Origin of the sequence: Sphingomonas parapaucimobilis NBRC 15100, assembly GCF_000787715.1 — a bacterium.
In the GTDB taxonomy this organism is placed as follows: domain Bacteria; phylum Pseudomonadota; class Alphaproteobacteria; order Sphingomonadales; family Sphingomonadaceae; genus Sphingomonas; species Sphingomonas parapaucimobilis.
In genome coordinates, this window is sequence record NZ_BBPI01000035.1 from 17338 (window position 1) to 43310 (window position 25973).

27 protein-coding genes are annotated in these 25973 nt (G+C 67.3%); 11 read left to right on the forward strand and 16 right to left on the reverse strand.

Annotated elements, in window-relative coordinates:
- Positions 1-135: 135 nt before the first annotated feature.
- Positions 136-876 (reverse strand): gamma-glutamyl-gamma-aminobutyrate hydrolase family protein, encoded by a 741-nt coding sequence (locus SP5_RS06530; RefSeq protein ID WP_174435516.1) that lies wholly within the window; start codon positions 874-876, stop codon positions 136-138.
- Positions 873-1829 carry a serine O-acetyltransferase EpsC gene (gene epsC / locus SP5_RS06535; protein ID WP_042486251.1) on the reverse strand — a complete coding sequence of 319 codons (957 nt, stop codon included), beginning with the start codon at positions 1827-1829 and terminating at the stop codon, positions 873-875. The genes SP5_RS06530 and epsC overlap by 4 nt, the downstream gene beginning before the upstream one ends.
- Before the next feature lie 225 nt (positions 1830-2054).
- Here epsC and SP5_RS06540 point away from each other — a divergent pair, with 225 nt between their 5' ends.
- Positions 2055-3074: a class 1 fructose-bisphosphatase gene (locus SP5_RS06540; protein WP_042485872.1), complete on the forward strand. Its 1020-nt coding sequence runs from the start codon at positions 2055-2057 to the stop codon at positions 3072-3074.
- A 145-nt stretch (positions 3075-3219) separates the two neighbouring features.
- On the opposite strand, the gene SP5_RS06545 is transcribed toward SP5_RS06540, so the two are convergent.
- The 9 genes from SP5_RS06545 to SP5_RS06585 all read right to left on the reverse strand — a co-directional run bounded on the left by SP5_RS06545 (position 3220) and on the right by SP5_RS06585 (position 12115).
- Positions 3220-4272, reverse strand: a complete 1053-nt coding sequence (locus SP5_RS06545; protein WP_084220594.1) for a LacI family DNA-binding transcriptional regulator — start codon at positions 4270-4272, stop codon at positions 3220-3222.
- Between the two features lie 139 nt (positions 4273-4411).
- Positions 4412-6094 (reverse strand): GMC family oxidoreductase, encoded by a 1683-nt coding sequence (locus SP5_RS06550; RefSeq protein ID WP_042485875.1) that lies wholly within the window; start codon positions 6092-6094, stop codon positions 4412-4414.
- Between the two features lie 30 nt (positions 6095-6124).
- Positions 6125-6958: a sugar phosphate isomerase/epimerase family protein gene (locus tag SP5_RS06555; protein ID WP_042485878.1), complete on the reverse strand. Its 834-nt coding sequence runs from the start codon at positions 6956-6958 to the stop codon at positions 6125-6127.
- The gene (locus SP5_RS06560) at positions 6955-7539 is read right to left on the reverse strand and encodes a gluconate 2-dehydrogenase subunit 3 family protein (protein ID WP_042485880.1); all 585 of its coding nucleotides are present in this window, start codon (positions 7537-7539) and stop codon (positions 6955-6957) included. The genes SP5_RS06555 and SP5_RS06560 overlap by 4 nt, the downstream gene beginning before the upstream one ends.
- Complete coding sequence (locus SP5_RS06565) at positions 7536-8357, reverse strand: 3-keto-disaccharide hydrolase (RefSeq protein WP_369386074.1); 822 nt, start codon at positions 8355-8357, stop codon at positions 7536-7538. Before SP5_RS06565 ends, SP5_RS06560 begins: the two co-directional genes overlap by 4 nt.
- A gap of 17 nt (positions 8358-8374) precedes the next feature.
- Positions 8375-9295, reverse strand: a complete 921-nt coding sequence (locus tag SP5_RS06570) for a hydroxypyruvate isomerase family protein (protein ID WP_042485885.1) — start codon at positions 9293-9295, stop codon at positions 8375-8377.
- Positions 9292-10596 carry an MFS transporter gene (locus SP5_RS06575; protein WP_042485887.1) on the reverse strand — a complete coding sequence of 435 codons (1305 nt, stop codon included), beginning with the start codon at positions 10594-10596 and terminating at the stop codon, positions 9292-9294. Before SP5_RS06575 ends, SP5_RS06570 begins: the two co-directional genes overlap by 4 nt.
- A gap of 71 nt (positions 10597-10667) precedes the next feature.
- A complete protein-coding gene (locus tag SP5_RS06580) occupies positions 10668-11708 on the reverse strand; it encodes a sugar phosphate isomerase/epimerase family protein (RefSeq protein ID WP_042486257.1) in 1041 nt (346 codons plus the stop codon).
- Positions 11709-11722: 14 nt separating this feature from the next.
- Entirely contained in the window at positions 11723-12115 is a 393-nt protein-coding gene (locus tag SP5_RS06585; protein WP_042485890.1) for a c-type cytochrome, read from the reverse strand.
- Positions 12116-12236: 121 nt separating this feature from the next.
- Here SP5_RS06585 and SP5_RS06590 point away from each other — a divergent pair, with 121 nt between their 5' ends.
- Both SP5_RS06590 and SP5_RS06595 read left to right on the forward strand, forming a co-directional pair.
- Positions 12237-13427 carry a Gfo/Idh/MocA family protein gene (locus tag SP5_RS06590; RefSeq protein WP_084220595.1) on the forward strand — a complete coding sequence of 397 codons (1191 nt, stop codon included), beginning with the start codon at positions 12237-12239 and terminating at the stop codon, positions 13425-13427.
- Positions 13428-13454: 27 nt separating this feature from the next.
- The gene (locus SP5_RS06595) at positions 13455-13907 is read left to right on the forward strand and encodes a nuclear transport factor 2 family protein (RefSeq protein ID WP_052811440.1); all 453 of its coding nucleotides are present in this window, start codon (positions 13455-13457) and stop codon (positions 13905-13907) included.
- Between the two features lie 17 nt (positions 13908-13924).
- Here the strand turns inward: SP5_RS06595 and SP5_RS06600 are convergent, their stop codons facing one another.
- Positions 13925-14404, reverse strand: a complete 480-nt coding sequence (locus SP5_RS06600) for a DUF4126 family protein (protein ID WP_217995685.1) — start codon at positions 14402-14404, stop codon at positions 13925-13927.
- Positions 14405-14507: 103 nt separating this feature from the next.
- Between SP5_RS06600 and SP5_RS06605 the strand changes: the two genes are divergently transcribed.
- From SP5_RS06605 to SP5_RS06615, 3 genes are all read left to right on the forward strand, one after another.
- Positions 14508-14705 (forward strand): hypothetical protein, encoded by a 198-nt coding sequence (locus SP5_RS06605; RefSeq protein WP_042485896.1) that lies wholly within the window; start codon positions 14508-14510, stop codon positions 14703-14705.
- Between the two features lie 6 nt (positions 14706-14711).
- Positions 14712-15668 carry an aldo/keto reductase gene (locus tag SP5_RS06610; RefSeq protein WP_042485898.1) on the forward strand — a complete coding sequence of 319 codons (957 nt, stop codon included), beginning with the start codon at positions 14712-14714 and terminating at the stop codon, positions 15666-15668.
- 69 nt (positions 15669-15737) lie between these two features.
- Positions 15738-16097 (forward strand): response regulator, encoded by a 360-nt coding sequence (locus SP5_RS06615; protein WP_042485900.1) that lies wholly within the window; start codon positions 15738-15740, stop codon positions 16095-16097.
- Positions 16098-16125: 28 nt separating this feature from the next.
- Here the strand turns inward: SP5_RS06615 and SP5_RS18465 are convergent, their stop codons facing one another.
- Both SP5_RS18465 and SP5_RS06625 read right to left on the reverse strand, forming a co-directional pair.
- Positions 16126-18174, reverse strand: a complete 2049-nt coding sequence (locus SP5_RS18465) for a putative bifunctional diguanylate cyclase/phosphodiesterase (RefSeq protein WP_052811441.1) — start codon at positions 18172-18174, stop codon at positions 16126-16128.
- Between the two features lie 69 nt (positions 18175-18243).
- On the reverse strand, positions 18244-19638 hold the full coding sequence (locus tag SP5_RS06625) for a helix-turn-helix domain-containing protein (RefSeq protein WP_042485902.1): 1395 nt from the start codon (positions 19636-19638) through the stop codon (positions 18244-18246).
- Positions 19639-19824: 186 nt separating this feature from the next.
- Between SP5_RS06625 and aceA the strand changes: the two genes are divergently transcribed.
- The 4 genes from aceA (at position 19825) to SP5_RS06640 (ending at position 23154) form a co-directional block, all read left to right on the forward strand.
- Positions 19825-21102, forward strand: coding sequence for an isocitrate lyase (gene aceA, locus SP5_RS06630; protein WP_042485905.1), 1278 nt, complete (start codon positions 19825-19827; stop codon positions 21100-21102).
- Between the two features lie 23 nt (positions 21103-21125).
- Positions 21126-21284, forward strand: a complete 159-nt coding sequence (locus SP5_RS19465; protein WP_167334684.1) for a hypothetical protein — start codon at positions 21126-21128, stop codon at positions 21282-21284.
- Between the two features lie 257 nt (positions 21285-21541).
- Positions 21542-22501, forward strand: coding sequence for a cation diffusion facilitator family transporter (locus SP5_RS06635; protein ID WP_042485908.1), 960 nt, complete (start codon positions 21542-21544; stop codon positions 22499-22501).
- Between the two features lie 8 nt (positions 22502-22509).
- Positions 22510-23154 carry a hypothetical protein gene (locus tag SP5_RS06640; RefSeq protein ID WP_042485910.1) on the forward strand — a complete coding sequence of 215 codons (645 nt, stop codon included), beginning with the start codon at positions 22510-22512 and terminating at the stop codon, positions 23152-23154.
- Here SP5_RS06640 and SP5_RS06645 read toward each other — a convergent pair.
- Positions 23106-23720, reverse strand: a complete 615-nt coding sequence (locus SP5_RS06645; protein ID WP_052811442.1) for a DUF4893 domain-containing protein — start codon at positions 23718-23720, stop codon at positions 23106-23108. The genes SP5_RS06640 and SP5_RS06645 overlap by 49 nt on opposite strands.
- Positions 23717-24502: a 3-hydroxybutyrate dehydrogenase gene (locus SP5_RS06650; protein ID WP_042485913.1), complete on the reverse strand. Its 786-nt coding sequence runs from the start codon at positions 24500-24502 to the stop codon at positions 23717-23719. The genes SP5_RS06645 and SP5_RS06650 overlap by 4 nt, the downstream gene beginning before the upstream one ends.
- A gap of 130 nt (positions 24503-24632) precedes the next feature.
- Between SP5_RS06650 and ypfJ the strand changes: the two genes are divergently transcribed.
- A complete protein-coding gene (ypfJ, locus tag SP5_RS06655) occupies positions 24633-25547 on the forward strand; it encodes a KPN_02809 family neutral zinc metallopeptidase (protein WP_042485917.1) in 915 nt (304 codons plus the stop codon).
- The last annotated feature ends 426 nt before the right edge of the window (positions 25548-25973 follow it).

Sequence of the window (25973 nt, forward strand, 5' to 3'; positions counted from 1 at the left end):
CCCCTCCCCTTCAGGGGAGGGGCCGGGGGTGGGGCGCTTCCACAAGTGCGGTATCAAATGGCGAGGCCCCACCCCAACCCCTCCCCTGAAGGGGAGGGGTTGGGGCCGATTGACTGAAACTAGCAAACCCCCTCGTCAGGCGTGACCGCGCACCGACTCGCCCAGCATGGTGAAGAAGCCGCGCGCCACGCCGCAGGTCGCAATGTCCCATTCGGGATGCCATTGCACCGCCAGCACGTCTGCGCCGCAGCCGGGCGCGCGGAACGCCTCGATCAGTCCGTCTTCGGCATCGCGTGCCTCGACCACCAGGCCATAGCCCAGCCGGTCGACACCCTGCTGATGCACCGAATTGACCTCGACCCGGCGATGCCCGCTGCGCCCGGCCAGCGCGCCGCCGGGCATCAGGTCGACCGGATGGTGATGGCCGAACAGCATGTCGTAATCGCCTTCCCACGATCCGCGATGATGGCGCGGCAGGCCGCCCAAGCAGGTCAGCGACCCGCCGAACAGCACATTGATCTCCTGCATCCCCCGGCAGATACCGAACACCGTCTTGCCGCGCTCGATCATCCGCCCGGCCAGCGCCAGCGCAACCGAGTCCCGCTGCGGGTCGCAGGCTTGCGGGGCCAGTTCGGCGCAATCGCCATATTGCGCGGGCGCGACATGCGACCGTCCGCCGGTCAGCAGCAGCCCGTCGAGCATGTCGGCCATCAGCGCAGTGTCGACCGCTTCCGGCACGGCGGGGACGATCAGCACGCTGGCACCACACAGCTGGACCAGCGGATCGATGAAGCGCGTCGCGACCGCCTGGATCGGGCGGTTCGACACCTCATTGCCGCACATCAGGCCGATGACCGGTTTGCGCCCCTGCTTCATGCCGTCCCCTCCAATTCCTGCCGCAGCGCCCGCCCCTCGGCGCGTGGCAGGGCCAGCGCCTCGGGCTGGACGAGCACGCTGTCCGGCTCGACATCGGTCAGCAGCCAGACATTGCCCCCGATCACCGAGCGCGCTCCGATCGTCACCCGCCCCAGGATCGTCGCGCCCGCATAGATGATGACGTCATCCTCGACGATGGGATGGCGCGCAAAGCGGTCGCGCGGGGAGCGCGGCGCGGTGCCCAGTGCCGAGCGCGCGCCCAGCGTCACATGCTGATAGACGCGCACCCGCTCGCCGATGATCGCGGTCTCGCCGACGACGACGCCGGTGCCATGGTCGATGAAGAAGTGCCGCCCGATGGTCGCGCCCGGATGGATGTCGATCCCGGTCCGTTCATTGGCCAGTTCGGAGATCATCCGCGCCACGATCGGTGCGCCCAGCGCGTTCAGCTCATGCGCGATACGGTGGTGCAGGCTGGCGATGGCACCGGGATAGCAGAGCAATATCTCATCGACGCTGCGCGCGGCGGGATCGGCCAGGAACGCCGCCTCGACATCGCTGTCGATCAGCTCGCGCACCTGCGGCAGCGTGGCACCGAACAGCCGCGACACCAGCGCCGCCTGCTCGGGCGGGAAGGCCGCATCGACATCCTTCTGCCAATAGGCCAGCTCCGCGCCGATCTTGCGTTCCAAGGCGGTCAGCGCGGCGAGCAGCTTGGCGGCGACGAAGCGATCCTCCTCCTGCACACCGCCGCGAAAATGGCCCAGACGACGCGGATAGAGCGCGGCGGCGACCAGCGCGACGACATCCTCGACCCCGCTGCGCGAGGGAAAACGCTCGACATCGCGGCCCGCATCCTGCCGCACCCGCCAGCCATGCCGGGCGGTGCGCAACGCCGATACGATGCCGTCGATGCCCGTCGGGGCATGACCCTGAACGAGGGTATCCGTCATCAGCCGTCCGGTCGTCATATGCGATCCTCCGACTTCCATCATATCCCATTTGCGAAGTGGGATATAACAGATTTGCTACGGTCCCATAAAGCGCCAGCTTTGCTTAACGTCAGGTTGCGCATGCGAAGAGGCCGGTCCATGGTCCGCCCGCCACCATGGCTTGGCCCGGCGGGAGGGAGCCCGCGGGGCCGATCATCCCCCCCCCGGCCCTTCCCGGAGCAATCGATGACGACGCCGCGCCAGACGACGCTGACCCGTTTCCTGATCGAGGAGCAGCGCCGCTCCGAAGAGACCTGCCCCGCCGAACTCCGCCTGCTGATCGAAACCGTCGCGCGCGCGTGCAAGGCGGTGAACCAGGCCATCTCCAAGGGCGCGCTGGGCGATGTGCTCGGCAGCCTGGGCAGCGAGAATGTGCAGGGCGAGGTCCAGAAGAAGCTGGACGTGATCGCCAACGACCTGCTGCTCGACGCGAACGAATGGGGCGGGCATCTGGCGGCGATGGCGTCGGAGGAGATGGAGACGATCCACCGCATCCCCAACCGCTTCCCGCGCGGCGAATATCTGTTGCTGTTCGATCCCATCGACGGGTCGAGCAATGTCGATGTCGACCTGTCGGTCGGCACCATCTTCTCGGTCCTGCGCGCGCCCGAGGATTGCGCAGGGCGCGAAGTGACCGAGGCCGATTTCCTCCAGCCCGGCCGCGCGCAGGTGGCGGCGGGCTATGCCATTTACGGTCCGCAGACGTTGCTGGTCCTGACGGTCGGCACCGGCGTCTATGAGTTCACGCTCGACCGCGAGATCGGGTCGTGGCGGCTGACCGACGGGCCGATGCGTATTCCGACGGGTACGAAGGAATTCGCGATCAACATGGCGCGCCGCCGCCAATGGTCGCCCGGCATTGCCCGCTATATCGAGGAGCGCATCCTGGGCACCGAGGGGCCGCTGGGCGAGGATTACAATATGCGCTGGACCGCCTCGATGGTGGCGGACGTCCACCGTATCCTGAAGCGCGGCGGGGTGTTCCTGTATCCGGGCGACCACCGCAAGGACGGCAAGGCCAAGCTGCGTTTGCTCTATGAAGCGAACCCGATGAGCTTCCTGATCGAGCAGGCGGGCGGCGCGTCGATCGACGGGGCCATTCCGATCATGGAGGTCGAGGCGGTCGGCCTGCACCAGCGCGTCGGCGTGGTGCTGGGCGATCCCGAAGAGGTGGCGCTGATCGCGGATTATGGGCGGACGGGGTAAGGCTTCGTTCCCCGGGGCGGCGGAGGAGGAGGGAACTTCTACCTACCTCCGTTCAGCCTGAGCGTAGTCGAAGGCCAAGGGAAACCCCTGCGGCAGGGTCCGGGGCGTGCACTTCGACTTCGCTCAGCGCGAACGGAGGTGAGGTTTATGAGGCGGTAAGCCCCACCGATTCCCGCACCACCAGCTCGAAATCCACCACCCGGTCCTCCACCACCCGCGAGCGCAGCGCCGCCAGCACCTGCTCGACCGCACGAAAGGCCATGTCGCCGACCGGCTGGCGGATCACGGTCAGCGGTGGCCAGAGCCGCGCCGCGATCGCGGTGTCGTCGAATCCGGTGACCGCCAGTTCGTCCGGCAGCCGCAGGCCCCGGCGAGACGCCTCACCGATCAGCCCCGCCGCCATGTCGTCGCTGCTGCACAGGATCGCGCTCGGCCGATCGGGTCGGTCGAGCAGTTCCCGCCCCGCCGCCGCGCCCGCCGCCGGATCGAACCCGGCGCGCACGACCAGTGCGGGATCATAGGCCAGGCCGCCCGCCGCCAGCCCGTCGCGAAAGCCCGCCAGCCGCTCGTCGGCGACCGAGAAATGCTGCGGCCCCGCCAGGAAGCCGATGCGGCGATGCCCGGCCTCCACGACATGCGCGGTCATCGCCGCCATCGCCGCGCGATTGTCGATCCGCACGGTCGCCATGTCGGGCATGGTCTGCCCCGTCGCGATCGCCGCCGCCGCGACGCCCAGTTCCTCGAACAGGCCCGATCCGCTCAGCAATTCGGCAAAGGGGGGCAGCAGCAGCACCGCCGCCGCGCCGCTCTGCACCAGCGTGCGCAGCGCTGCCTCGGCCGACGCGCGGGTCAGCCCTTCCTCGGCCTGGGCGATGAATTGCAGGCCCCTCGCATTGCTCGCCCGCAGCGCACCGAGCAGCACCGAGTCGATGAACGGGGTGCCCTTGTCGCTGTATAAAAGGCCCAAAGTCGTCGCCCGCGCCTTGGCCAGCCGCCGCGCCGCGACATTGGGGACATAGCCCAGCGCCTCGATCGCCGCGAGCACGGCGTCGCGTGTCGCGGGGCTGACCCGGCCTGCGCCGTTGATGACGTTGGACACGGTCATCGCCGACACCCCCGCCCGCTCGCCGACCGCGCGGATGGTGACGCCTTCGGGGCGTTTGGTAGGGATGGAGGGCTTTGCGGTGGACGAGGTCAAAGAAAAGCGCCCCTCCCCTTCAGGGGAGGGGATGGGGGTGGGGCGCTTCCGCAGGCGGAAAGCACTTGGTGAGGCCCCACCCCAACCCCTCCCCTGAAGGGGAGGGACTTTGCCCAGATCAACTCGACGGCCTCCAACCTCAGACCGCCCCCGCCTTCAGCCCCTTGACCGCATGGTCCGCCGCCCGCGCGGTCAGCGCCATGAAGGTCAGCGAGGGGTTCACGCACGACACCGACGCCATTTGCGCCCCGTCCGTGACATAGAGATTGGACGCGTCATGCGCCTGGCTCCATTTGTTGAGCACCGATTGGCGGGGGTCCGCGCCCATGCGCGCGCCGCCCATTTCGTGGATCGCGTCGCCGGGCACATGCTCGGACTCGCCGCTGGTCACGTTCTTCAGCCCCGCCGCGCGCAGCATCGCCTCGCCCTCGCGCCGGGCGTCGGCCATCATCTTCAACTCGTTGTCGCGGAAGGTCACATCGAACCTCATCAGCGGCACGCCGAAGCGATCGACCTTGCTGGAATGCAGCGACACGCGATTATCCTCATAGGGCAGGCATTCGCCGAACGCGCCCATGCTGAACTGCCACGGGCCATAGCGGCGCATCCCATGCTTCATCTCCGCGCCGAAGCCGACCGGCTTGGCGGCGTTGCGATAGGCCGAACCCTGATAGCCATAACCGCGCCGGAACCCCAGCCCCTCGTCGCCCTTCAGGTTGCGGAAGCGCGGCACATAGACCCCGCCCGGACGACGGCCATATTCGATCAGGTCGTCCATGCCCGGAATCTCGCCCGACACGCCGACGCGGAAGATATGGTCCATGACATAGCGGCCCAGCGTCCCGCTGCTGTCGAAATGGCTGCGCTCCGAGCCGGGCGCGCGCGAGTTCATCAGGATCTGCACCGACGCCATGGCCGAGGCGCAGACAAAGACGAGATTCGCCTGGACCGTCTGTGCCTGCCCGGTCTTGGCATCGACATAGCGGACGCCGGTGACTTTCTTCTTGGCGGGGTCATAGTCGATCCCCGTCACCACCGCATCCGACTGAAGCGTCAGCCGCCCGGTTGCGCGCGCGGCAGGCAGCGTCACGGCTTGCGTCGAGAAATAGGCGCCGAAGGAGCAGCCATTGCCGCACTGGTTGCGGAACTGGCATTTCGTGCGGTTCTGGTCGGGCTTGTCCTCGGTCATGTTGGACAGGCGGGTGTGGATCAGCTTGCGGCCGGGAAACTGGCCTTCCAGCCGCTCCTTCAGCCACTTCTCCGCCACGTTCATCGGCATCGGCGGCTGGAACTCGCTATCCGGCAGATAGGGTAGATTCTCCCGCGAGCCCGAGACACCGATATATTTCTCAACATAGGAATACCAGGGCGCGACATCCTCGTACCGGATCGGCCAGTCGGCGGCGACGCCCTCGCGCTTGTTCGCCTCGAAATCGTCCGCGCTCCAGCGGAACGACCAGCGCCCCCAGATCAGCGACTTGCCGCCAACCGCAGCGGGCCGGATCCAGTAGAATTTGCTCCCCTCGTCATAGGCATAGGGGTTCAGCCGGTCGTCATTGTAGAATTTCTGGTTGCTGGGGGCGACATAACCCTGCTTGGCGATGAAATAATCGCTCTCCAGCAAGGGCTTTGGCATGATGTTGCGCGCGGGCACCTCGAACGGCGGCTTGCCGTCATAGGGATAGCCCTCGCCATGCTCGACCATGACGCCGCGGTCGAGCATCAGCACGCGCAGGCCCTTTTCGGTCAGTTCCTTGGCGGCGAAACCGCCGCTGATCCCCGACCCGATCACGATCGCGTCGAAACGGTTCGTCGCCGCCATGGCTATCCTCCCTATATCGTTCTTGTCGTTTTAGAATCGAAGCGCTTTCAGCGTCCGGTAGCTGGTCGTGATGTCGGGCAGATAGGGCGCGGGCGCCTGGTCGTTCTCGACATAGAAATGCTTCACGCCCGCCAGGCCATTGAGCTTGAAGAGCGAGGCGAAGTCGATCTTGCCCGCACCCACCGCGGTCATGCTGCCGTCGGCGCGCGCGTCCTTGACGTGATAGGCATAGATGCGCCCGGCCAGCCGCCGGATCAGCCCCGCCGCATCCTCGCCCGCATGGATCGCCCAGTACAGATCGATCTCGACCTTCACGAGCGTCGGATCGGTGCCCTTGAGCAACCGGTCGTACAGGCTGATGCCGCCGGGCTTGTTGGTGAATTCGAAGTCGTGATTGTGATAGGCGAAACCCAGCCCCGCCGCCTTCAACTGCGCGGCGAAGCGATTGATGTTGGGCAGCGCCGCGTTCCAGCCCGCCTCGGTCCGATGCCGATCGATCATGTACGGCAGAATGATGGTATCCGAACCCAGCGTCTTGGCCATCGCGACGCACTTGTCGAACTTGCCGAGCAGCAACTCATAGGGGACATGGATCGATGGCGCCTTCAGCCCCAGCCGGTCCTGCGTACGGCGGAGCATGGCATGATCCATCGCGTCATAGCCGCCCCCGCCATATTCGACTTCGCGGTAGCCGATCTTGGCCACCGCCTCCAGGGTCTTGACCGGATCGGCCGCGAACAGCTCGCGGATCGTATAAAGCTGGAGCCCGATGGCGCCGAGCTTCGCGGCCTGCGCCATGCCCGGCAGCATCGCCGCCGCGCCTAAGCCCAGCCCCGCGCCCATGAGAGAACGACGATCGATCATGCCGAATACACCTTGTTGACCTTGGAATAGGGATAGGCGCCGTCATATTCGCCCGGCACCGGCAGATATTCGCGCTCCTGCGTGATGCCGATCTCCGACGTGTAGTAGCCGGTGATGACCAGCTGCCGGAACGGCTCGAAGAACGCGCGCCCCTCGGGCAGCACGCCCTCCATCGCCTCGGTCAGCAGCGTGTCCTGTTGCGCGGGGCTGGCCTTGGCGGCGGGCACCTTGTTGACGCTCTGGCTGCGCGCCTCGATCGCGTTCAGCCCGGCGATGATCGGCACCCGGTCGGCGGGCAGCGACCAGTCGGCCAGCATCTTTTCGATAAAGGCGGGCACCCCGGCCGCGATCGCACCGGGCGTGTCGGTGGTCGGGATCACGCGGTCGGCCAGCGCGGTCATCGTCGCGCGCTGGACGGGGGTGAAGACGGCGACGCTGGGCGGGCCGTCGGAGATGACGGGGATGGTGCCGCGCGCCTGCTCCACCGCGCCCGCCGCTCGCGCGATCGGCGCGAACAGCGCGGAGCCGAACATGGCGGTGATCCCCGCCAGGGCATGTCTGCGGTCGATATGGGGGGTCATCGGGCATCCTCCGGCAGGTCCTGCGCGATCGCCTCGGGCGGCAGCGGACGGACCCAGATATTGCGGAACGAAACGGGCGAGTCATGATCCTGAAGCTGGATCGGCGCGGCATCGCCATGCGCCTGGTATTTTTCGACCTGTCGCCAGATGGTGGTGCCCAGCATCGCCTGATGATTCTGCACCACCACGCCGTTCAGCAACGCGGTGACATAGGCGGGCCGCAACAGCTTGCCGTCCGCCGCGAAGCGTGGCCGCTCGAAGATGATGTCATAGCTCTGCCACTGGCCGGGTTTGCGCGCGGCGTTCACCAGCGGCGGCTTCCAGGCATAGACCGCACCGACCTGCCCATCGGCATAGGTCGGGTTGTCGTACCCGTCGAGGATCTGCACCTCGTAGCGCTGCATGAACCAGATGCCGCTATTGCCCCGGTCCTGCGACGATTTCTGCGGCGGGTTGGGCGAGCGGAATTCGAGGTGAAGCTGGACGTCGCCGAAGCTCTGCTTGCTGACCAGCACGCTCTCGGCCTTGCCGTCGCGCGGGGGCACGGTCATCGCGCCGTCTTTCAATAGCCATGGCTTGCCGCTGGGCGTCCAGGCGTCCATCGAGCGCCCGTCGAACAGCACCACCGCGTCGGACGGCGCACCGCCGGGCTGCGCGGCGGGCGTGACGACCTTCGGCGCGGGCCGGTCGGGGTCATGGACATGCCATTTTCCACCGGGCAGCATCGGCGTGTCGCGAAAGCCCATGCCCGGCTTGTCCGCCTGCTGACCCTGGGCCACCGCACCACTCGCCACGGCCAATGCGATCAACGATAGCATCCGCATCGCTCCCCTCCTCATGTTCTCGGATCGATCGCGCGATAGGCGGCGATCAGCTTGTCTTCGCCCGCCCGCCCTTCGACCGAATTGCCATGCTCCATGCCGATCACCCCGGCATAGCCCTGTGCCTTCAGGAAGCGGCAGATATTGGCGTAATTGATCTCGCCGCTGCCCGGCTCGTTACGGCCCGGATTGTCGCCGAACTGGATATAGCCGATCTCGTCCCAGCACAGCTTCATGGTCGGGATCAAATTCCCCGACTGGATCTGCTCGTGATACAGGTCCGCCAGCACCTTCACGCCGGGACTGTTCGCCCCGCGCGCCACCGCATAGCCCTCCGCGATCGACTGCATGAAGACGCCCGGATGGTTGGTCCGCGTGTTGAGCGGCTCCATCACCAGCGCCATCCCGTGCGGCGCGACGATGTCGCCCGCGCGGCGCATCACGTCGATGATCCGGCCCATCTGGATTGCGGGGTGCAGCTTCTTGTCCATAAAGCCGGTGACGACGGTCATCCGCGTCGCGCCGACCCGCTTGGCGACATCGACCGCGCTGGTCACGTCGGCGAGGAAGGCCTGCCGTTCGCCCTCGTCGTCACCACCCAGCAGGGGGCGCGACTCCGACCATTTGGGCATCGACGCGACGAACACGCCCATCGTCATCTTCCGGTCGCGCAATGCCTTGGCGATCGCCTCCTGCTCGGCCACGGGGCGGAGGCGGTATTCATTGTCCTCCCACGCCCAGAAGCCCTGATCGGCGGCATAGGCGATCTGCTCGACCGAGCTGTCGCCCCGGCTGGCGAAGCTGCCCAGATGCGGCGCGAAGCCGAGGGTAAAACGCGCGGCATTCGAGGACTTGCCCGATTTCCGGCCCGCCAGCGCGGCGGCGGGGACAGCGGCGGCCAGGCCACCCATGACGGTACGACGCGACCAGTTCATGCGACAGTCTCCGCAACAGAGCGATGGGGACGACGGCGCTCGGCCAGCCAGATGCCGCCGAATACGAACAACAGGATCACCGGCACGATGGCGAGCCGCGCAAAGGACTGCGACGCCGCCGCATCCTCGACCTGGCGCAGCGCTTCGCCGGTCAGCCGCTTGAACGCCTCCGGCCCGCCTGCCAGCTCGACCTTAGCCGCGTCGAACATCGCGCCCAGGCGCGGCAGGACGAAGAAGCTGGCGAGAGCCCCCGCCGATCCGACCAGGCCCAGCGCCCAGGCGCCGCCGCGCGGATAGCGTTCCGCGACCGAGGCCAGCATGGTCGGCCACATCGCACAGACGCCCAGCCCCCAGACGGTCGAGGCCAGCACCGCCGCCACCGGCGACTGGGCGCGCGACAGCAGGAACAGGCCGATGCCTGCCATCAGGCTCGACACCCAGAGCAGCCCCGGATTGGACAGCCGCCCCGCGATCCGCCCGGCAAAGTGGCGGAACACGAACATCAGCGCGCTGACATAGACGAGCAGCAGGATACCGCGCATCCCCACCCGGCTGCTAAGCGCCACGTCGAGCCACTGGCCCGGCGCGAGTTCGGACGCGGCGGTCAGGAACATCGCGGCGAACCAGACGAAGAAGCTGGGCCGCTTGAAGACTTCGGCGATCATGCCGCCAAAGCCGACGTCTTTCACCGCGCGCGGGACAGGCGGAAAGCGCGTGGTCGCCGCCATCACCAGCACGCCCAGCGCGGGGATCAGCACCAGCGCCATGATCGCCTGCCACGACAGGACTTCGGCCAGCAGCACGCCCGCCAGCCCGCCGACGATCAGCCCGCCGGGATACCAGGCATGGAGCACGTTCAGCCGGTGCGTGGTCTCCTCCGGGTAGAGCCGCGCGGTCAGCGGATTGATCGACGCCTCGGCCAGCCCCCAGCCGATGCCGCTCAAGAGCATTCCGCCCCAGACGATGTGATAGACTCCCATGCCGGTTGCGACATGGCCCGCCCCGATGATCGCGCCCGTGCCGAGCAGGAAGCACAGCCCACAGCCGATCAGCATCTGCCGCGCGCCGATCCGGTCCAGCAGCGCGCTCGCCACGAACAGGGTCGCCGCAAAGCCCAAGAACGCCGATCCCAGCGCCGATCCGATCAGCTCCCCCGCCTCGACCGGCGCGATGGGATCGATCCATTCCGCCTTCAGGCTGCTCGCCACCGCCGCGCGCAAGGCCGCACTCGCTGCGGCCGTGAACAGCGCCAGCACGCTCAGCCAGAACAGCCGCGACCGATTGTCCGGTATCGCTTCCATGCCCCTCTCCCGCTTCTTATATTTTTGTCAGACTTTACCTTCCGGGGCGGATGGTCAAGCCGTTGCAATCGTTACAGTCCCAGCCAGCGCCGATTGGCGGCCGGATCGCCGCCACCGGCGAAATCGTCGAAGGCGCGTTCGGCGCGACGGATCATATGCGCGGCGATGAAGGGTGCCCCCTCCCGCGCGCCGTCCTCCGGGTGCTTCAGGCAGCATTCCCATTCCAGCACCGCCCAACCGGCGTAACCATATTGGGTGAGCTTCGAGAAAATGCCGCCGAAATCCACCTGCCCGTCGCCCAGCGAACGGAAGCGCCCGGGCCGGTCGACCCAATCGCCATAGCTGCCATAGACGCCCGCGCGGCCGGTCGGATTGAACTCGGCATCCTTGACGTGGAACATGCGGATGCGGTCGTGGTAAAAGTCGATGAACTGCAGATAATCCATCGCCTGCAGCACGAAATGGCTGGGGTCGTAGAGGATATTGGCCCGCGCATGGCCGCCGACCGAGTCCAGGAACCGCTCGAAGGTCGTGCCGTCGTGCAGGTCCTCGCCGGGATGCAACTCGTAGCAGAGGTCGACGCCCTCTTCTTCGAACGCATCGAGGATCGGGCGCCAGCGCTTGCCCAGTTCGGCAAAGCCTTCCGCGACCAGTCCGGCGGGCCGCTGCGGCCAGGGATAGACGAAGGGCCAGAGGAGCGCGCCCGAAAAGGTCGCGTGCGCCTTCAGCCCCAACCGCCGACTGGCCTTGGCGGCGTAATGGAGTTGCTGCACCGCCCATTGCTGGCGCTCGGCCGGCTTGCCCCGCACCGCCTCCGGCGCGAAGCCGTCAAAGGCCGCATCATAGGCCGGGTGGACCGCGACCAGCTGCCCCTGCAAATGGGTCGACAGCTCGGTGATCGCCACCCCCGCCTCGGCACAGCGCCCGGCGAGGTCGTCGCAATAATCCTGGCTTTCGGCGGCCAGCTTCAGGTCGATACAGCGCGCATCCCAGGTCGGGATCTGCACACCCTCATAGCCCGCCTCCGCCATCCAGCGCGCCGCCGAATCGAGCGTGTCGAACGGCGCGGCGTCGCCCATGAACTGCGCCAGGAAGATGCCCGGCCCGCGCATGGCCCCCGCCGCCGTCACTTGCTGGTCTCGGCCTTGAGATAGGCGATCAGCGCGGCGCGCTTGGCCGGATCGGCGACGCCGATCGGCATCCGCGTGCCCGGCACCTTCTTCATCGGTGCGGCGATGAACTCATTGAGAGTCTTGTCATCCCATTTCAGCCCGGACGCCTTCATTGCGGGCGAATAGTTGAAACCTGCGACCGAGCCCGCCTGGCGTCCGATTACGCCGTTCAGATTGGGACCGACACCGTTACGCCCGCCCTTGTTGAGCGTGTGACAGGCCCGGCACGCGGCAAAGGCCTGCGCGCCTGCGGCGGGGGCGATCTGCGCAGTGGACGGCGCCTGTACGGCCACGATCCCGGCGACCAGGGCCGGTACGGCGGCGGCCAGCCCGATGAGCTGCCTCATCCTCTCTCTCCCGAAATTTTCTTGCCCAGACTCGCTGGTTGTTGACTGAGTTTACCGCTAAATCGACGCCATGCAAGCACCGATTATCGCGTTATAAGCGATTGGGATGACAGGAGAGAGGATGATGGCGGGACGGAAACTGCGGCTGGCCATGGCAGGCGGCGGCGAAGGCGCGTTCATCGGGGGCGTGCACCGAATGGCGGCGGCGCTGGACGGCGACTGGGACCTGGTCGCGGGCACGTTCAGCAGCGATGCGGCGCGCAACCGGCGGAGCGGTGAGCAGCTGGGCCTCTCCCCCGACCGGGTGCATGATTCGATCGACGCGCTGCTGGCCGACGAACGTGCGCGGCCCGAGGACGAGCGGGCCGATGCGGTGGCGATCGTCACCCCCAACCACCTCCACGCGCCGATGGCGATCGCCGCCTTGAACGCCGGTTTCCCCGTGTTCAGCGAAAAGCCGATGGCGATGAACCTCGCCGAAGCCCGCGCCATCGCCGAAGCGGCGCGCGCCTCGGGCCAGCTCTATGCGCTGGCCTTCACCTATAGCGGCTACCCGATGGTCGAGGAGGCGCGCGCACGGGTCGCGCGCGGCGATTTCGGGGCGATCCGGCTGGTCCATGTCGAATATGTCCAGGGCTGGCTCAGCAGCCCGCTGGATCGCGAGGGCAACAAACAGGCCGAATGGCGCACCGACCCGGCGCGGGCGGGACTTGGCGGGGCGCTGGGCGATATCGGCACCCACGCCTTCCAGCTGGCCGAGCATGTCGCGGGGCTGCGGGTCGAGGCGCTGTCGGCGGACGTGACGACGCATGTCGCGGGGCGGATGCTCGACGACGACGTCAACGTCCTGCTCCGCTTCGCCGAGGGTGCGCGCGGTACGTTGCGCGCGACGCAGGTGGCGGCGGGCGAGGAAAACGGCCTGCGCCTGCGCATCCATGGCGAGAAGGGCGGGCTGGAATGGTCGCAGATGGAGCCCAACACGTTGACCCTGCGCTGGCTCGACCGCCCCGCCGAGATCGTCCGCGCCGGAGGGCCGGGTCTCAGCCCCACCACCCTGCCCCGCCTGCGCACCCCCTCGGGCCATCCTGAAGGGTATATCGAGGCGTTCGGGAACCTCTATCGCGCGGTGGCAGGGTCCTTGCGCGATGGTGACGCGAACAACGACCAAGTACCGGGCGAGGCGAACTGGTATCCGGGGCTGGAGCCGGGACTGCGCACCATGGCGTTCGTCGAGGCGGTGCTGGACAGCGCGAAGTCGCAGGAGAAATGGACGGCGTTTCCCGTGGTAGACGCGGCGATGCTGAGCGGATAGCCTGATCCCCATCGGGGGGAGAGAAACATGCGGTCTTGGTACATCGTCGTCGGTCTGGCGCTGCTCGCGGGTCCGGCGTCGGCGCAAGGGTCGAGCGATCCGGCGGTCCTGAAGCTCGTCCAGTCGTTCAACGACGCGCGCAACCGCTTCGATGCGAAGGCGCTCGATGGCCTGTTGGCGGCGGACTATATCGAGGTCTCGCCGCGGGGCGAGATCGACCGGCGACCGGAAGTCCTCACCTTCTACGCGCCCGAAAAGGCGAGCCAAGTGCCACCCATGAGCTTTCAGACGCAGGACGTGCGTCGACATGGTGACAGTGCGATCGTCATCGGCTCGGTCGACTATACGCTGCCCAGTCCCAATGGCGGCACGGTCACGCGCAGCGTGCGCGTGACCTATGTCGAGCAGCGGGTCGACCGGGAATGGAAGATGGTGTCGGTCCAATATACCGGCATCCAGCCACCCAAACCCGCCTCCTGATCGGAGGCTGCATCGCCTCAGGCCGCTGCGCGTCCTCGCACGACGCCGATGGCACCGGCCAAAACCGCCGCATCCTCGGCAAAGCCCGTCTTGGTCTGGCCGTAGCGGCCCAGCGCCGCCATCCGCCCGCGCCAGCCGGGATAGGACGCGACGACCGCCGTCACGCCGCCGATCGCAGCGCCCAGCCAGCGATGCTTCGGGCTGGCCAGCGCCGCGCCCGCAATGGCCGAGGTCGTGAAACGGGCGACCAGGCCGATGGGGACGATGCGGTTCGGCGCGGTCTTCTGCTTGTCGCCCGCCATCTCGCCGATCGCGAGGGCCAGCGTGCCCGCCGCGACGATCGGATTGGCCAGCCAGCGGAGCACGCCCTTGCCCACCGGCAACTGCCCGCGCGCCGCCGCGATCGACACGGCGGCGAGCGGCGTCATCGCGCGCTGGCCGCCGACCAGACCCATTTTGAACGGCGCGAGCAGATGGGCAGGCAAGGGAGCGGACATGGCATTGACCTCATGAGCGAAAATCAGGCCGCGACAACGCACGCCCCCCGCCGCCGGGTTCCCCCCTTCCCCACCGCCCCCGGCTTTTGGCATGATAGCACCCATGATCCGCATCCTGATGACCGCCGCGCTGCTGGCGCTGCCCGCCTGCTCCTCCCACGACCAGCCCCAGGGGTTGAGCGCGGCGGAGAATGACCAGCTGAACGATGCCGCCGCGATGCTCGACGCCAATGCGGTCGATCTGAACGCGATGGCACCTTCGGGCGTTGGGGAGGAAAATCCCATCGAAAACGAAAGCTGATACGCCATGACCGACATGCCGCTTCGCCGCCTGGGCTCGACCGACCTGATGATCGCGCCGCTGGTGCTGGGCGGCAATGTCTTTGGCTGGACGGCCGACCGCGCGGCCAGCTTTGCCGTGCTCGACGCCTTTGTCGATCACGGCGGCGTGATGATCGATACGGCGGATGTCTATTCCGCCTGGGTCGACGGGCATCAGGGCGGCGAATCCGAGGCGATGATCGGCCACTGGCTGAAGGCCAGCGGCAAACGCGACCGGGTGCTGATCGCGACGAAGGTCGGGATGCTGCCCGGCGAAGGCGGTGAGAAGCTGGCCCCCGCCCGGATCACGGCGGCGGCGGAAGCGTCGCTCAAGCGGCTCGGCACCGACCGGATCGACCTCTATTTCGCGCACCAGGACGACGAGGACCAGCCGCAAGAGGCGGTCATGGAGGCCTTTGCCAGACTGGTCGAGGCGGGCAAGGTGCGGGTGATCGGCGCATCCAACTTCCACGCCGCGCGGCTGAAATCGGCGAACGAAGCCGCGCGCGACGCCGGGCTGCCGCGCTATCATGTCCTGCAGCCCGAATATAATCTGGTCAGCCGCCACAAGTTCGAGGGCGAGTTACAGGATTACTGCGTGACGGAGAATGTCGGCGTCGTCCCCTATTACGGGCTCGCCGCCGGGTTCCTGACCGGCAAGTACCGCAGCGACGCCGACCTGTCGCAAAGCGTGCGCGGCGCGAAGATGGGCGAGCTGCTGCATGGCAAGGGGGCCGCGGTGCTGGCGGCGCTGGACGCGGTGGCGGAGGAGACCGGGGCCACCCCGGCCCAGGTCGCGCTCGCCTGGCTGATGGCGCAACCCGGCGTCACCGCGCCCATCGCCAGCGCGACCAGCGTGAAGCAGCTGTCCGAGCTGACGCCCGCCATGCGCCTGTCCCTGTCGGAGGCGCAGCTGGCCCGGCTCACGGACAGTGGCGCCTGACGCTCCCATGAACGCCGAATGACACCGAATCCGGAACAGACGCCGCATTGCAGAATTGATACAAATTATATGAAGCCTCCGACCATTTTGATCGTCGACGACCAGCCGCTTCTGCTGATGCACGCGCAATTCGCATTCGAGGATGCCGGCTATGTGGTGATCCAGGCGGGCAGCGCTGACGAGGCGCTGATCGCACTCGATCGCCATCCCGAAATCTGCGCGATGTTCACCGACGTCGCGATGCCCGGTTCGATCGACGGGGCAGCACTGGCGGAAAAGGCCCATCAGTCGCATCCCCATATGTCGATCATCGTCACGTCGGGCGAACAACGCCATGTCGCTGCCGACCTGCCCGCCGGGGTCCAGTTCATACCCAAGCCCTATACAGGCCACGACATCATCCGCATGATCCGGGAATGCGTCAGCTGACGACCGGCATAGCCGCCCCGGCCGCGGATCATGCCGCCTTGGCCAGATGCGCTATCGGGCGACCGATCAGATAACCCTGCACCTGGTCGCATCCCAGATCGCACAGCATCCGGTATTGCGCTTCGGTTTCCAGCCCCTCCGCCACGATCGGGATGTTCAGGCTGCGTCCCAGCCCGATCGAGGCGCGAACGATCGACAGGGCCGGGCCATCCTCGTCCATCGCCTGGATGAAGCTGCGGTCGATCTTGATCTTGTCGAAGGGAAATTGCTGGAGGCTGCTGAGCGAGGCGTAACCGGTGCCGAAATCGTCCATCACGATTCCCACGCCCGCGGCCCGCAGTGCCGCCAGATTGGCGGTGGTGGCTTCGCGATTGTCGATCAGCACGCCTTCGGTCACTTCCACCTCGATCCGGCGAGGATCGATGCCCTGGGACGCGGTGGCGGCCAGCATCCGCCGGGCGAGGTTCGGTTCGCGAAGCTGCACCGGCGACAGGTTGATCGCCAGCATCCATTCGGCGGGCCAGGTGCGCGCGGTGGCCAGCGCATCGACAAACAGACGCTGCCCGATCTCGCCGATCAGGCCGCTTTCCTCGGCCAAGCCGATGAACACGTCCGGGCTGACCGGCCCCAGCACCGGATGATCCCAACGCGCCAGCGCTTCCTGTCCGATGATCCCGCGCGACGCGCAATCGGCGATCGGCTGATAGACCAGGTGCAGTTCGCCGCGCGTGACGGCCTCGTGCAGTTCATGCGCCAGCCAGTGGCGCTGCCGCCGCTCCTCGTCCATCGCCATGTCGTAATGGCGGGCGCAGTGGCGGCCATCGGCCTTGGCACGATAGAGCGCGATGTCGGCGCAGGCCTGAAGCTCGTCGGCCTCCAGCCCGTGGCGGGGCGACAGCGCAACGCCGATGCTCATCCGCACCGACGGGCTTACGGGGTCCTCGGCAATGACGGCATAGATGCGGCGGACCAGCGCCTCGGCATCCTCTTCGTCGGCGGACAGATGGTGGATGATCGCGAATTCGTCGCCACCGATGCGCGCGACCGTGTCGCCGGTGCCCACCGACACCGCCAGCAGGTCGCTGGCACGCTTGAGCAGGATGTCGCCAGCCGCATGGCCGAGCGTGTCGTTGACCCCCTTGAACCCATCGAGATCGATCGCCAGCAACGCGATCCTGCGCCCCGCCTGCAATGCGGCATCCAGCCGGTCGGCGAAAACGATGCGGTTGGCCAGCCCGGTCAGCGGATCGTGATGCGCGAGATATTCGACCTGCCGCTGGATACGCTCGCGCTCCTCGGCGGCGCGGGCCAGCATGTCCATGCCCCGTGCCAGCTCACCCAGTTCGTCGCGGCGATGCACTGACAACGGCTTCAGCGACTGGCCCTTGCTCATCGCGCGCATCCCCGCGACGATATCCATCAGCGGCCGCATGACCCGGATACGAAGCCAGAGGATCAGCCCGCCAGCCAGGATCACGAGGAGCAGTCCGGCCAGCATCATCCGGGTCAGCACCCGCTTCGCCAGCGCCTCCACCTCGCGGGTTTGCCAGGTAAGGCGGCGGCCGAGTCGTTCGTGTACCAGCTCGCGATGACGCTCCATGTCGTGCAGCCTGGCGATGAACAGCGGCATGGTCCGCTTCATCAGGGCCGTGTCGACCGCCGCCCCGCCGATCACGCGGCGCGCCGTGCGCAGGAAGCGGCGTTCCGACGACACCGCCGCCAGCTGGGCCGAACGGATGGGGCGCGGCATCCCGTCATGGCGGACCAACGGCTCCGCCAGCCACGTCCGCGCTGCGGCATCCAGCCCCTGCCAGCGCTCGGCAGGCACGGCTTGCCCCCTTTCCAACTGGCGCGTCAAATCGCCGACCTGGATTCGGAAATCGCGAAGGCGCGCATCCCTTTTGTCATGCTCGTCCAGCAGGGACGCAATCTCATGGGTCGACCGGACCATCCCAAGCAACTGGTTGTTCAACAGAAGTCCGCGACTCCCCAGCGCCAGACTGATGCCCAGCACGACGGTCAGCATCGTCGCAAAGCGAAATTCCAGGGACTGAATGCGACGACGAAGCCAGATCATGGTCACTGGCGTATAGGGCTTCCTCTTAAAACAGGTTAAGCAATCGCCACGTACCTGCTCTCTTCCGGCTCAGTCCTGCGCAAAGACCAGCATGTTGATCGCCCGGTCCCGCTCGGTGATAGCCAACACCCGGCCGCCCATCGGCAGGGATCGTTGCGGACAGGCGGGACGCGAACATTGGCGGCACCCCGGTCCGATCGGTGTCGCCGCCTCGGTCAGCGGATGGCCGCGCGCCGCGGCGACCTGCCCCGCCAGCCCCGCCTCCAGGCCTAGGATGATGGCGAAGCGCGCCCGCACCCCGGAGGCGTCACGCCCCGCCCGCTCCTGCGCGCGCGTGATCGTCGCAAAGCGGCTGCCGTCCGGCATCTCGACCAGCTGGAACAGGGCCTCCCCCATCCGCTCGAAGGCGGCAAAGGCCTGCCAGAGCGGGCAGCGTCCCTCCGCCTCGACCAGGACCGGGTTCGCCGCCCCGGCATAGCGCTTGGACACCTGCCCCGCCCGGTCGATCCGCATCAGGAAAAAGGGCAGCCCGCGCGCTCCGACCCGCCCCAGCGTCGTCAGCCGGTGCGCCAGTTGCTCGTGCGACACACCGAAGCGCCGCGCCAATATGTCCAGATCATAGCCGGTCGCCTCGCACGCGCGCAGGAAACGGGCATAGGGCATGACCAGCGCCGCCGCGAAATAGCGGTGCAGATAGCGCCGGAACAACCGCTCGGCGAGCCGGTCGCCAAAGGCCGCGCCGCGCGCCAGCGCCTCGATCTCGGCACGCGCCTCCAGCTGGGCGAGTTGAGTCGCCAGGGCAAAGACCCGTGCCGGGCCGTCGAGCATCTCGGAAAGCTGCAACTGGCGCGCATGGAGGTCCAGCCGGGTCAGCAACTCGGGCAATATGTCGATCGGCAGGATGCGGATAGTCAGCGCATGGCGGACGCGCAGCCGTTCGGCCAGCGTGGCATAGAGATCGCCGGCGCCCATGCGCAGTTCGTCGGCCAGTCCCTCGGCGGCGGCGTCCAGATCGGGGAAATGATTGCGCCACCGCTCGATCTCGCGCCGAACGGTCACGGTCGGCTCGTGGGCTGCCGGAGCCTCGGCTCCTCCACCACCAGCCCCGGCCAGCCGGTCGAAGGCACGCGCGAACGCCTCCGCCCCGCCCGGCGCGGCCGCCAGCCATTCCTCCAGTTCGGCGCGGTCGATCTCCAGATCGGCGAACAGCGGATCGGCCAGCCGCCGCCGCATCGCCGCCGCGCCGCCGCCCGGCGCGCCGCTGGTCAGCGCGCGCGGATCGAAGTCGAACGTCTCCACCAACCGCACCAGCAGCGCGGCCGACACGGGCCGCTGGTTGCGCTCGATCAGGTTCAGATAGCTGGGCGAAATCTCCAGCATCTCCGCCATCGCCGCTTGGGACAGGCCGGTCTGCCGCCGAAGCCGCCGCACGGCATGGCCCGCAATCACCTTGGCTCCGCTCATCGCCGCTCTCCTTGCGGCCCAGGCTGCGCCGCGCCTGGGACCATGTCAATTCTTTACAAATCGACAGGTCATGTCAGCGGCATTGGCGACGGCGCGACGCGGTCATACGCGCGCCATACCTTATGTTTCGATCCTCCTCGCGGCAATCTCGCGGTCAAGAACAGTCAAACTGTAAAGGATGATGCGATGCCGAGCTTTCAGGATCTGATCCCCGCCCCCGCCGGGCGGTTCGACGGCATCGCCCGTCCCTACACCCCCGCCGATGTCGCACGACTGCGCGGATCGATCACGGTCGAGCATACGCTGGCCCGACGCGGCGCGCTGAAGCTATGGGAATTGCTCCAGACCGAGGATTATGTCCCCGCGCTGGGCGCGCTGTCGGGCAATCAGGCGATGCAGATGGTCCGCGCCGGGCTGAAGGCCATCTATCTTTCGGGCTGGCAGGTCGCGGCGGACGCCAACACCGCCGGGCAGATGTATCCCGACCAGTCGCTCTACCCCGCCAATGCCGGGCCGGAGCTGGCGCGGCGGATCAACGCAACGCTGGCCCGCGCCGACCAGATCGAACATGCCGAAGGGGCTACGACGCGCGACTGGTTCGCGCCCATCGTCGCCGATGCCGAAGCCGGGTTCGGCGGCCCGCTCAACTGCCACGAGATCATGAAGGCCTATATCGCGGCGGGTGCGGCGGGCGTGCATTTCGAGGATCAGCTGGCCTCGGAGAAGAAGTGCGGCCATCTGGGCGGCAAGGTGCTCATCCCCACACAGGCGCATATCCGCAACCTGGACGCGGCGCGGCTGGCGGCGGATGTGGCGGGCGTGCCGACGGTCATCTGCGCCCGCACCGATGCCGAGAGCGCGCGGCTCATCACGTCCGACGTGGACGAGCGCGACCATGACTTCCTGACCGGCGAGCGGACGGCGGAGGGCTTTTTCCGCCTGAAGCCGGGCACCGGGGTCGATCATTGCATCAAGCGCGGCCTGGCCTTCGCGCCCCATGCCGACCTGTTGTGGTGGGAGACGTCCAAGCCCAATCTGGCCGATGCCCGCCGCTTTGCCGAGGCGATTCGGCGCGAGCATCCGAACAAGATGCTGGCCTATAATTGCTCGCCCAGCTTCAACTGGGAGGCCAATCTGGACCGCGACGACATCGCCCGGTTCCAGCGCGAGATCGGCGCGATGGGGTACAAGTTCCAGTTCGTCACGCTCGCCGGGTTCCACCAGCTCAATTACGGCATGTTCGAGCTGGCGCGCGGATATCGGGATCGCGGCATGGCCGCCTATTCCGAACTGCAACAGGCCGAGTTCGCCGCCGAGGCCAACGGCTATACCGCGACCCGCCACCAGCGCGAAGTGGGGACCGGCTATTTCGACCTGATCGCGCAGATCGCGGCGGGCGGCGACAGCTCGACCACCGCGCTCGCCGAATCCACCGAGGCCGCCCAGTTCGTCCAGGCCGCCTGACCCATTACGAAGGAGAATATGCCATGCCGACCGAACCGCAACGCAGCCGCGCCGTCTTCTCCACCGAGGACTTCGCGCTGATGAAGGAAGCCATTGCCGAACATATCAAGCGGGTCGCCGATGACCCCCGCTCGATCAAGTTCGCCCATCTCTACCACCGGCTGGGACGGATCGCGTCCTGAGGTGACGGCTCGTGAACGGGGGTGGCAATCTCCCCCCACCCCCGTTCGCACTGAACCCTTCGGCTGGCTGGCAAGCCAGCCGCTCAGGATAAACTTCGGCGCATCGCGCCGAAGTCGAAGTGCACGCCCGAACCTTCGCCGAGAATCCCTTGGCCTTCGACTGCGCTCAGGCTGAACGGGGGTTGGGACAGATGCACTGCCACCACCCCTGTGTAGACTCCACGGAACAACCGACCCCATCACACGCTGTACCGGCCATGCCCGACACCGGCCTGACCGCCCGCATTCGCGAGAATATCGTCCTGTACGGCGCGCTGGCGGCCAATCTGGCGATCGGCGTCGCCAAGTTCGTCGCGGCCGGGATCACCGGCTCCTCCTCGATGCTGACCGAGGGCGTGCATTCGGTGGTCGACAGCGGCAACCAGGTCCTGCTGCTCTACGGCCAGAAGCGCGCCAAGCGCGGGCCGGATGCGATCCATCCCTTCGGCTATGGGCGCGAGCTGTATTTCTGGGCGTTCGTCGTCGCCATCCTGATCTTCGCGCTCGGCTCCGGCATCTCGATCTATGAGGGCTGGCTGCACATCCGATCGCCCGAGCCGCTGCGCGATCCGACGGTCAACTATATCGTGCTCGCCATCGCCTTCGCGCTCGAAGGCGCCAGCTGGACCATCGCCGTGCGCGAGTTCTCCCGCACCAAGGGCAGTAGCGGCTGGTGGCGCGCCATCCACGATTCCAAGGACCCGCCGGGCTTCATCGTCCTGTTCGAGGATTCGGCGGCGCTGGCGGGCCTGGTCATCGCGGCGCTCGGCGTCTGGTTGTCGCACGAGACGGGCGATGCCCGGATCGACGGGATCGCCTCGATCCTGATCGGGCTGGTGCTGGGGCTTGTCGCGATCCTGCTCGCCCGGGAATCCAAGGGACTGCTGATCGGCGAGCGCGCCGACCCCGAGGTGGTCGAAACGATCCGCGGCATCGTCGCCGCGCGGCCCTGGATCACCCATGTCAATCATGTCCGCACGATCCACACCGCGCCCGACAGCATCTTCGCCGCGATCAGCGCCGATTTCGTCGACAGCCTTCCCATGGGTGCGGCAGAGACGATGATCGAGGGGCTGGAGGACGACCTGCGACTCGCCGTGCCCAGCCTGTCGTCCATCTATATCCGGCCCGAGAAGCAGGAGAATGCGGCTGTGGCGACCCCGCAACATGGGTTATGAGGGCGGTCATGACGATGTTCCTGCGACTCGCAATGGCCTTGGCCCTGACATTCGGTTGCGCGCTGCCCGCGCAGGCGGCGGTCACGATCACCTTCTGGAGCCATGAGCTGGGCGACAGCTTTCCCCATGCCTTTTTCTCATTGCGCGGCACGGTGGACGCGACCGGCCAGCCGGTGGACGCCAATTATGGTTTCACCGCCCGGTCCGTGTCACCAGCCATTCTGATGGGCACGGTCAAGGGGCGGCTGGACATCTCCAAGCCCTTCTACATCTCGACCAGCGACGCGCAGTTTTCCTATGTCATGACCGATGCGCAATATGGTGACATATTGGCGCTGGTCGCGGCTTGGGACGAGAAGACGGGTGACTCGCATTATAATCTGAACGACCGCAATTGCGTGCATTTCGTGCAGGAGGCCGCGCGGCGGCTGGGACTGGTCGGACTCGACCGCCCCGACCTGATGAAGAAGCCGCGTTCCTATCTGAAGGCGGTGGCGCAGGCCAATGCCGACCGGGTCACGGTCCTGGGCCTGCACGGCAAGGCCTATCTCGCCTCGCTGCCGCCGCTGCCTGCCGCGCCGGTTTCACCGACTCCCGCCCCGGTTCAGGGCGCGACCGGCTCCAGTTCGAGCAAGTCGACCACCGATTCGTAAGCCGGGAAGGGAAAGGCGATGCGCCAATGGGTCGCATCGACCCGCTCGACCACGCCCGCCATGTCGCGCGCCCGGTCGCGGCCATAGGCGTAGGAGCGTTCCTCGTCCCCCAGGATCATCGTGCCCAGGAAGATGCTGCGCGCATCGGTATCGGGATAGATGCGCCCGGTCAGCCGCTGCGACCCGTCGATCTTGGCCAGCTGCTGCCCGCCACCCGCCACCCGGCAGCGAAAATAGGGATAGGCGACATAGGTCAGCGTCGCGCGCCCCTGCGACCCCAGCTTGATCGTGCGGCAGCGATAATTCCCATCGGGCAGCTTGGGGTCCGCGATCGAATAGTCGGGATCGGCGAGCTGCCCCAGCGCGGCGATCTCGGCCGTCGCCCCGCCCGCCCGCGCCTGGGCCAGCCCCTTGACCCAGGCGCTGCGCCATCCGCGCAGGCGGATACGGTCATCCTCGGTCGCCGCCAGCCGCCAGTCATTGGCCTCCTCGACCCGCTGCGCCTGCGCGGCCGCCATGCCGCCCGCCGCCAGCGCCGTGCCGAGCAGGACCAGCGGCCACCTCATTGCGCGGTCCAGCCGCCATCGACCGACAGGTTGGCGCCGGTGATCGACCTGGCTTCGTCACGGCACAGGAACAGCGCCAGCGCCGCGACCTGTTCGATGGTGACGAATTCCTTGGTCGGCTGCGCCTTCAGCAGCACATCGTCGATCACCTGCTCGCGGCTAAGGCCCCGCGCCTTCATCGTGTCGGGAATCTGGTTTTCGACCAAAGGCGTCCAGACATAGCCGGGCGAGATGCAATTGGCCGTGATGCCATCGGTCGCGACCTCCAGCGCCACGGTCTTGGTGATGCCGACCACGCCATGCTTGGCCGCGACATAGGCCGACTTGTTGGGGCTGGCGACCAGGCTGTGCGCCGAGGCGGTGGTGATGATCCGGCCCCAGCCCTTGGCACGCATATGCGGGATCGCCGCGCGCATCATGTGCCAGGCCGAGGACAGGTTGATCGCGATGATCGCATCCCATTTCTCGACCGGGAACTCGGTGATCGGGGCGACGTGCTGGATACCGGCATTGTTGATGACGATGTCGACCGAACCCGTCTCGGCCGCCGCGCGATCGATCATCGCCTCGATCTGGTCGGGCCGGGTCATGTCGGCGGGGTCGTACAGCGCCGCCGCCCCGCTGGCCTTTTCCAGCGCGGCACGGTTCGCCTCGATCGCGTCCGCCTCGCCGAAACCATTGAGCACGACCGCCGCGCCCTCCGCCGCCAGCGCCTTGGCATAGGCCAGCCCGATGCCCGAGGTGGAACCCGAGATCACCGCCGTCTTGCCCTTCAGGAACATGCTATTCTCCCGTGCTGTGCACCGCATCATGCGGTCCAATTCCGACCCGTGCAACCGCCGGAAGGCTTTGCGGGTTCAACCTCTCGCCGAAGACCCGCATAGGCGGGCATTATGACAAAGGGGTGAGACGATGCGGCTCGACGATTATGACAACAATATCGATGTCGGCGAGGCGCAGTCGGGCGGCGGCTTCGGTGGCGGTGGCGGCGGATTGCTGTTCGGCCTGTTGCCGCTGATCGGCAGCCGCTTCGGATGCGGCGGCATCGTCGTCGTGCTCATCATCCTGGCGGTGGTCGGCATGAACCCGCTTGGCCTGCTCACCGGCGGTGGTGGCGGCGGCAATGCCCCGGTCACGCGGTCTGCGGACTCGACCTCCGGCCAGAGCGTCCGCCAGATTTGCGAAGCCTCGCCCGAGCGCCGCGACACCTGCCGCGCGTTCAGCAGTGCCGACAATACGTGGGAAAAGATCTTCGCGGAGTCGGGGCAGCGTTTCCAGGCACCCGGCCTGCGCTTCTTCAAGCCCGATGCGAACAGCGTCCAGTCGGGTTGCGGCGTGGCGCAGTCGGCGGTCGGCCCCTTCTATTGCCCGACCGATCGCAAGATCTATCTCGACACCAATTTCTTCAACGAGCTGGCCAACCGCTTCGGCGCGAAGGGCGATTTCGCGCGCTATTATGTCGTCGCACATGAGTTCGGCCATCATATCCAGACGCTGCTCGGCACGTCGGACAAGGTGCGCCAGGCGCAGCAGGCGGCGGGTCAGGCCGAGGGCAATGCCCTGTCGGTGCGGCTGGAGTTGCAGGCGGACTGTTATGCGGGCGTCTGGGCCGCGAAGAACCGCGACCGGCTGGAGCCCGGCGATGTCGAGGAGGGCATGACCGCCGCCCGCGCCATCGGCGACGACACGCTCCAGCGCGAAGCCACCGGCCGGGTGGTGCCGGACAGCTTCACGCACGGCACCTCCGAACAGCGGATGCGCTGGCTGCGGCGGGGCATGGAGACGGGCGATCCGGCGCAGTGCGATACGTTTTCGGGCACGATCTGAGCGAGTGAAATGCTCCCCCTCCCGCAAGCGGGAGGGGTGGGAGGAGGGTCAGGAGTCTCACCGAGCCCGTCGCTTGTGGCCTTCCCTCCCCCAGCCCCTCCCGCCTGCGGGAGGGGAGTGAGACAGGATGCGGCGGCGATTTCGGGAAAGAACCAGTCCCCGGCTATCGATCGATATCAAGCCATACTACGCCACCCCATGCTCCCCCTCCCGCAAGCGGGAGGGGGGTGGGGGGAGGGTCAGGAGTCTCACCGAGCCCGTCGCTCGTGGCCTTTCCCTCCCCAGCCCCTCCCGCCTGCGGGAGGGGAGTGAGACAGGATGCGGCGGCGATTTCGGGAACGAACCAGTCCCCGGCTATCGATCGATATCAGCCAATACATCGCCACCCCATACTCCCCCTCCCGCAAGCGGGAGGGGGCCGGGGGG